The organism is Streptomyces sp. B15, assembly GCF_018070605.1.
Classification (GTDB): Bacteria; Actinomycetota; Actinomycetes; order Streptomycetales; family Streptomycetaceae; genus Streptomyces; species Streptomyces smyrnaeus.
In genome coordinates this window covers 56,288-63,626 of sequence record NZ_JAGPXJ010000037.1, presented here as the reverse complement: position 1 = coordinate 63,626, position 7,339 = coordinate 56,288, and the positions used below count along the sequence as shown (strand labels likewise).

Here is a 7,339-nt window from a genome sequence, read left to right as displayed (position 1 = left end):
CCGCCGCCACCACGAGGCGGCGGGGAGCGGACGGCGGACGGCAGACCCGCCGCAACCGGGCGCCGGCGGGCTCAGCCCCGCCGCGCGCAAGCGACGGCTGCTGCGGCAGCGGCTGATCGTCTTCGTGACGGTCACCCTGCTGGTCGCGCTCGGCATCGCGGCGGCTCAGGGCTGCGAGGGGCCGACCCGTGGCCTTGGCAGCGCCTCGCAGCAGGTGCCGTAGCCGCACGCCGTCGGGCCGAGGCGCCGCGGGCCCGAAGCGGGCGCGCCGCCGCGGCCGAGTTGCCCGATCAGCCGCGGGAGACGGCGTAGAAGGCGACGGCCGCGGCGGCGCCGACGTTGAGCGAGTCGACGCCGTGCGCCATGGGGATGCGGACCCATTCGTCGGCGGCGCGGAGGGCGCGGGCGCTCAGGCCGTCGCCCTCGGCCCCGAGCATCAGTGCCACCCGCGCGGCGCCGTCCGCGGTGACGGCGGTGTCGATGGGCACGGCCTTCTCGTCCGGGGTGAGGGCCAGCAGTTCGAACCCCGCGTCGCGTACCGCCTCCAGGCCGCCGGGCCAGCTGTCCAGCCGGGCGTAGGGCACGGCGAAGACGGCGCCCATGGAGACCTTGACCGAGCGGCGGTAGAGCGGGTCGGCGCAGTCGGGCGACAGCAGGACGGCGTCCATGCCCAGCGCGGCGGCGCTGCGGAAGATGGCCCCGATGTTTGTGTGGTCGTTCACCGACTCCATGATCACGACTCGGCGGGCCGTGGCCAGCAGTTCCCCGGGCGCGGGCAGGGGCTTGCGCTGCATGGAGGCGAGCGCTCCGCGGTGCACGTGGTAGCCGGTGACGCGCTCGGCCAGTTCCGGGCTGACGGCGTAGACGGGCGCGGGCACCTCGTCGATGACGTCCCGCATGACGTCGATCCACTTCGCGGACAGCAGCATCGAGCGCATCGCGTAGCCGGCCTGCCGGGCGCGGCGGATGACCTTCTCGCCCTCGGCGATGAACAGCCCCTCGGCGGGCTCGCGCTTGCGGCGCAGCTCGACGTCGGTCAGGCCCGTGTAGTCGCGCAGCCGGGGGTCGTCGGGATCGTCGACGGTGACGAGTCCGCGGGCCGGGGAGTCACCGGGTGTGTCGGGGGAGGATGCTGTAGCCACAGGCCGATACTGCCCTGTCCCGCTCGAAGTGCCAATGCGTCGTTACTGCCGCGTATCCGGGGGTTGCGTGCCCTGTAAGGGGCCCTCACCCGGGCTGCCGCACCGAGACCACGTCGCCGATCACGACGACGGCCGGGGGCCGTACCTCCTCGGCGGCTGCGCGTTCGGCCGCCGTCGCCAAGGTGGCGTCGACGCGGCGCTCGCTCGCCATGGTGCCTTCCTGGATGATGGCGACGGGAGTCTCGTCGGGGCGGCCGTGCGCGCGGAGGGCCGCGGCGATGGCACCGAGGTTCTCGACGGCCATCAGCAGCACGAGGGTGCCGCGCAGCCTGGCCAGCGCGGGCCAGTCCACCAGCGACCGGGGGTCCTCGGGGGCGACATGGCCGCTGACGACGGTGAACTCATGGGCCACGCCCCGGTGGGTGACGGGGATGCCGACGGCGCCGGGGACGCTGATGGAGCTGGAGATCCCCGGTACGACGGTGACCTGGACCCCCTCGGCCGCGAGCTGTTCGGCCTCCTCCATGCCCCGTCCGAAGACGAACGGGTCGCCGCCCTTGAGGCGGACCACGGAACGACCGGCCTTGGCGTGCTCGACCAGCACGGCGTTGATGGCCTCCTGCGCCATCGCGCGCCCGTAGGGGATCTTCGCCGCGTCGATGACCTCGACGTGCGGGGGGAGTTCGTCCAGCAGGTCGCGGGGGCCGAGCCGGTCGGCGACCACGACATCGGCCTGGGCCAGCAGCCGGCGGCCCCGCACCGTGATCAGATCCGGGTCGCCGGGCCCGCCGCCGACCAGGGCGACGCCCGCGGTGCGCGGCCCGCGCTGTTCCGCGACGAGCGTGCCGTCCCCGAGGCGGGCGACGATGGCGTCCCGGACGGCGGCCGAGCGGCGCGGGTCGCGGCCGGCGGCACCCTGCGCCCCGCTGGTGAGGACGGCGACGGTGATGCCGTCGCTGCGGCCGGTCGCCGGGGTCCACGCGGTGCCCTCGTCCGCGTCGTCCGTACGGACGCACCACACACGGCGGGACTCGGCCTCGGCGACGATGGCCGCGTTGACCTCGGGGTCGTCGGTGGCCGCCAGCGCGTACCAGGCGTCCGCCAGGTCACCGGGTCGCCAGGTACGGCGCTCCCAGGTGATCTCCCCACCGGTCACCATCGCCTCGACGGAGGGCGTGACCTCGGGTGCGACGACCGTGACGTCCGCCCCCGCCGTCAGCAGGGCCGGAAGGCGGCGCTGCGCCACGGTGCCGCCGCCGACCATCACGACGCGGCGCCCGGCCAGGCGGAGTCCTACGGGGTAGGCGGGAGTGGCGGAGGTTTCCGACATCTGGGACGGCATCCTTCTCGGGGAGCGGGCCGGCTCACATACCGAGCCGACGACGATGCCGCTGCGGCGATGGAGCGGCCGGGGGACGGTGAGGGACAGCCTATGCGGGACGGCGCGGTGGTGCTGTCTCGCAGATCACGACCGGGACGAACACCCCACCGCGGGACAGGCGACCACAGCACCGAGGTGGGCGGATGCGGCCGTTCCGGAGGCGGCGGCCCCACCACGGGTTGGGCACGGCGGCCGTCCCGGCGCGGGTGCCGGGACGCCCACCGCCCCGCGGTGCGGCGCGGCGCGTCAGCTCTTCTCGGTGACGCCCGCCGCGTCGAACGTGGCGACCTCGTGCATCGCGCGGGCCGCGCTTTGCACCATGGGCAGCGCCAGCAGCGCGCCCGTTCCCTCGCCGAGCCGCAGATCGAGGTCGACCAGCGGCCGCAGCCCCAGCTTGGTCAGGGCCGCGACATGACCGGGTTCCGCGCTGCGGTGCCCGGCGATGCAGGCGGCGAGCGCCTCGGGCGCCACAGCACGCGCCACCAGCGCGGCGGCCCCGGCGCTGACACCGTCGAGGATCACGGGCGTACGCAAGGAGGCGCCGCCCAGGATCAGCCCGACCATCGCGGCGTGCTCCAGCCCGCCGAAGGCGGAGAGCATGCCCAGAGGATCGGCCGGATCGGGCTGGTGGAGCTCCAGCGCCCTGCGGACGACCTCGACCTTGCGGGCGTGCGTCTCGTCGTTGATGCCCGTACCGCGCCCGGTGACCTCTGTCGGGTCGGCTCCCGTGCAGGCGGCGATCAGCGCCGCGGACGCCGTGGTGTTGGCGATGCCCATCTCGCCGGTGAGCAGGGCCTTGTTGCCCGCCGCGACGAGATCGCGGGCGGTCTCGATGCCCACCTCCAGGGCACGTTCGACCTCCTCCTGGGTCAGCGCGGGCCCCGCGGTCATGTCCGCGGTGCCTGCCCGTACCTTCCGGGGCAGCAGACCTGGGGTGGTGGGCAGTTCGGCCGCCACACCGACGTCCACGACACACACCTCGGCGCCCACCTGGTTGGCGAACGCGTTGCAGACGGCCCCGCCGTCCAGGAAGTTGGTCACCATCTGCGCGGTGACCTCCTGGGGCCAGGGCGTGACGCCCTGCGCGTGCACCCCGTGGTCTCCCGCGAAGACCGCGACGGCGGCCGGCTCGGGTACCGGTGGCGGGCACTTGCGGGACAGACCGCACAGCTGCGCCGAGATGATCTCCAGCATGCCGAGCGCCCCGGACGGCTTGGTCATCCGCTTCTGCCGCTCCCACGCCTCGCCGAGCGCCTTCGCGTCCAGCGGGCGGATGGTGCCCAGGGTCTCCGCGAGCATGCCGGTCGGCTCGGCACCGGGCAGCGCACGGCGCCCGTACGACTCCTCATGGACGACCCACGACAGCGGGCGCCGCTTTGACCAGCCCGCCTGCATCAGCTCGGGCTCGTCCGGGAATTCGTCGACATAGCCGACGCACAGATAGGCGACGACCTCCAGATGCTCGGGCAACTCCAGCGCGCGGACCAGCTCCCGCTCGTCGAAGAAGCTGACCCAGCCCACGCCCAGCCCTTCGGCCCGCGCGGCGAGCCACAGGTTCTCCACGGCGAGCGCCGAGGAGTACGGCGCCATCTGAGGCTGCGTCTGCCGGCCGAGCGTGTGCCGGCCGCCGCGCGTCGGGTCGGCGGTGACGACGATGTTGACCGGAGTGTCGAGGATCGCCTCGATCTTCATTTCCTTGAACTGCTTCGCCCGGCCCTTGGGCAGCGACTTGGCGTACGCCTGACGCTGCCGCTCGGCCAGCTCGTGCATGGTGCGCCGGGTCTCCTCCGAGCGGATGACCACGAAGTCCCACGGCTGCGAGTGACCGACGCTGGGCGCCGTGTGCGCCGCCTCCAGCACCCGGAGCAGCACCTCGTGCGGGATCGGGTCCGGCCGGAAGCCGTTACGGATGTCGCGCCGCTCACGCATCAGCCGATGCACGGCCTCCCGCTCCGCCTCCGCGTACCCGGGTGCGGGGTCTCCCACGGGCGCGGGGGCTTCCACGGGTGCGGACCCGGCGTCGGCGGCCTCCGCGTCGGCGGGCGCGGTCGCGGGAGCCTCGGTTGCGGGCGCATCCGTCGCGGGCGTCTCCGTCGCGGGAGCCTCGGTCGCGGGCGCCTCGGTGTCGGCGGCTGCGGTGTCGGCAGCCTCGCCCTCGGGCGCGGGAGCCTCGGCGGCTGCGACAGCTTCGGCAGCTTCGGCGTTCGGCGCCTCGGTACTGGTCGGCCCGGCTTGGGCCACTTCTTCGCCTTCCGTCGCACCGGCTTCGGGCGCTTCGGTGGTGGTCGGCTCGGTGACGGTCGCTTCGGTGGGGGTCGGCTCGGTGACGGTCGCTTCGGTGGCGGTCGGCTCGGTGGCGGTCGGCTCGGTGGCGTCGGCCTCGACTCGGGCGGACTCGGCTTCGATGGAATCGGCTTCGGTCGCCTCCGCGCCGGTGGTCCCGCCGTCGGTCGCCGGGCCGTCGGTGGCGGCCGGGGATGCCTGGCCACCCGCCGCCTCGGGCTCCGCCTCGGCCGGGGCCGGAGCCGGGGCGGCCTCCGCTTCGGGGACGTCGCCCGTGGCCGCCGCCTCCTCGGCGTTCGCCACCTCGGGTGCGTCCGTCTCGACGGCGGATGTCTCCGGGTCGGTGTCGTCGGACGCGGCCGAAGGCGCTTCCGCGCCGGCCGCCGACTCCGGCGTCACCGCGGTCTCCGGCGGCGTCTCGGGGGCTTCGGGCTGTGCGTCCGGTGCCGGGGCGGCCGCTTCGGGAGCCGGCATGGGCTCGGGCTCCTCACCGGGCTGTGCCTCGGACGCGGTGCCCGGGGAGTCGGAGGCTGTCGCCTGTTCGGGGATCACGGGGCTGTCCGGCTGGGAGCCGTCATGCGCCTCCGTGGCCTGGTTTATCGGTGGCGCCACCGACGGCGGTGCGACGGCGCCCTGCTGCGGCTCGGGCTCGCCGCCCTGGGACGGGACGGTCGGCAATCCGCCGGGCTGCGCCTCCTGACGGGGGCCGGGCACCGTCTCGTTGACGGGCTCCTCCTGAGCGGGTGCGGGCAGTTCCTCGGGGACGGCTTCGGCCGGGACGGCTTCGGGAGCGGCGCCCGGCGTCGTCGCGGCGGGGTCCTGCGGCGCCGGGTCCGTGAGGCCGTCCTCCGGAGCCGGGGCGGGAGCAGCCGCTGCTGCCGTGGCGTCCTGCGGCGTCGGCTCTGTGGGAACGGCGGGATCGGACTGGACGGCGGCGGGCTGAGTGACCCAGCCGTCCTGCTGGGGCGGGAGTTGACCGAGCTGCGGGCCGGGCAGCGGCTCCTCGGCGACCGGTGCGGTCACCTGCTGGGCCTGCGGCTGCGCCGGTTCCTGCGGCTGAGCTTCCGACTGCGGGGCAGCGGGTGCCTGAGCAGCCTCCGTCGCCTGCGCGGGCCGGCCGTCACCGGGCTGCTGGTCCTCCGGTCGGGGCTGCGGCTGCGACTCCGGGGCCGGGGTATCGGCCGCCTGTTCCGCGGGCTGCTCGGGCGCCGGCGCCGCCGCGTTCTGCGGGTCCATGACAGCAGGAGCTGTCGGCTGCCGACCGGCGCCGGTGGCGTCCTGCGGCGCGGGCGCCTGCTCCGCCTGCTCCGCCGGGAGCCGACCGTCCGACGGGGCGGCGACGGGCTGGGCACCCGGAAGCGTGGTGGGCGCCCCCTGCACCGGCGCGGCCTGCGGCGCCGCGGGGGCGGCCTGCGCGGCGGCACGCTCGGAGAGGGGACGTACGGTTCCGGACTGCTCGGGCACCGGCGGTCCCAGGTGCAGCGGGCGGCGCGCGCCCTGACCGGGTGCGCTCTGCTGGCCGGGCGTTCCCGGCGTCGACGCGGGCGCCCCGTGCGGCTGTTGGGGCGTGCGTACGGCACTCACATCGAGGGAGCCGGAGTCGCGGCCGTCGGTCTCATGGGGTCCCGGTACGGCTTCGCCCTCCGCCTCCGGCTGCGCGGCGGGGGCGGCACCGGCGTCCGGCTGCGGCTGGTCCGGCTGGTCGGCCTGCGGGCTCGGCTGCGGGGCGCCCTGCGCGTGCTGGGCGTAGGCGGCCTCCTGTGGATCGTATCCGTGCTGCGCGTGCCCGTTGACCGCGTACGCGTCACCCGGCAGCTGGCCGCCTTCCGGCGCGTACGGCGTCTGTGGCGTCAACTGACCGTCGGGCGGCGCCTGCTGACCGGCGACGGGCTGCGGCTGCCCGTGCGCGTCGTACTCGTACCCGTAGGGCGCTTCCGGCCGGGCCTGCGGATGGGCCTGGGGCATCGGCTGTCCCTGGCCGGGGGCCGGCTGCTCGTTCCAGGCGCCCTGCGCCGAGGGCATCAGCAGCAGATCCTCTTCCTCGTGCGGTTCGGGCTGCTCCTGCGCGACGACATGACTCTGCACGTCGTGGTGACCGTGGGGGGCGTGAGCGGAGGGCGCCTGGGCTGCGTCCTGGACGGCTTGGACGTCACCGACGCCGCCGGCCGGGTCGGTGAAGGCGTAGGTGCCGGAGGCCGGAACGCCCGGCTGTCCCTCCGGCTGCTGCCCGCCTGCGTTCTCCGGCAGCCCCTCTCCCGGGATCTGGCCGGTGTCAGTCATGCGTTCCCCTCGCCCATCGCTAGTGCTCCTTCCAACCCGGCGGACGGACCGCCGCGCCCCGTAGATGAAGAACGAGCACGCACTCTGTGCGGCACGTGCCTTCGTCTACACCATTCGGACAATGACGGACGAAGCGTCAACCCCGAACAGTGGCACAACAGTCCATCAGCCTACCCGTCGCCGCAGACCCCACCGGCCATGGGTGGGAGAGAAAGCGCACTTCGTCGGGGTTCGTCACGCACGACGTCACAGA

3 protein-coding genes and 1 pseudogene are annotated in these 7,339 nt (G+C 74.9%); 1 reads left to right on the top strand and 3 read right to left on the bottom strand.

From position 1 onward, the window contains the following. Nucleotides 1–223, top strand: a pseudogene (locus KBY19_RS18400) (serine/threonine protein kinase); the annotation flags it as partial. A gap of 67 nt (nucleotides 224–290) precedes the next feature. Here KBY19_RS18400 and KBY19_RS18395 read toward each other — a convergent pair. From KBY19_RS18395 to cobT, 3 genes are all read right to left on the bottom strand, one after another. Next, a complete protein-coding gene (locus KBY19_RS18395; RefSeq protein ID WP_210966198.1) occupies nucleotides 291–1,142 on the bottom strand; it encodes an RNA methyltransferase in 852 nt (283 codons plus the stop codon). 85 nt (nucleotides 1,143–1,227) lie between these two features. Continuing rightward, a complete protein-coding gene (cobA, locus tag KBY19_RS18390; RefSeq protein ID WP_185016325.1) occupies nucleotides 1,228–2,472 on the bottom strand; it encodes a uroporphyrinogen-III C-methyltransferase in 1,245 nt (414 codons plus the stop codon). A gap of 297 nt (nucleotides 2,473–2,769) precedes the next feature. Continuing rightward, nucleotides 2,770–7,086, bottom strand: coding sequence for a nicotinate-nucleotide--dimethylbenzimidazole phosphoribosyltransferase (gene cobT, locus KBY19_RS18385; RefSeq protein ID WP_210966197.1), 4,317 nt, complete (start codon nucleotides 7,084–7,086; stop codon nucleotides 2,770–2,772). Nucleotides 7,087–7,339 lie beyond the last annotated feature (253 nt).

What these genes read in the sequence shown, in the direction of transcription:
- cobA (WP_185016325.1), bottom strand. Translation starts at nt 2,472, where the DNA reads ATGTCGGAAACCTCCGCCACTCCCGCCTACCCCGTAGGACTCCGCCTG.
- cobT (WP_210966197.1), bottom strand. Translation starts at nt 7,086, where the DNA reads ATGACTGACACCGGCCAGATCCCGGGAGAGGGGCTGCCGGAGAACGCA.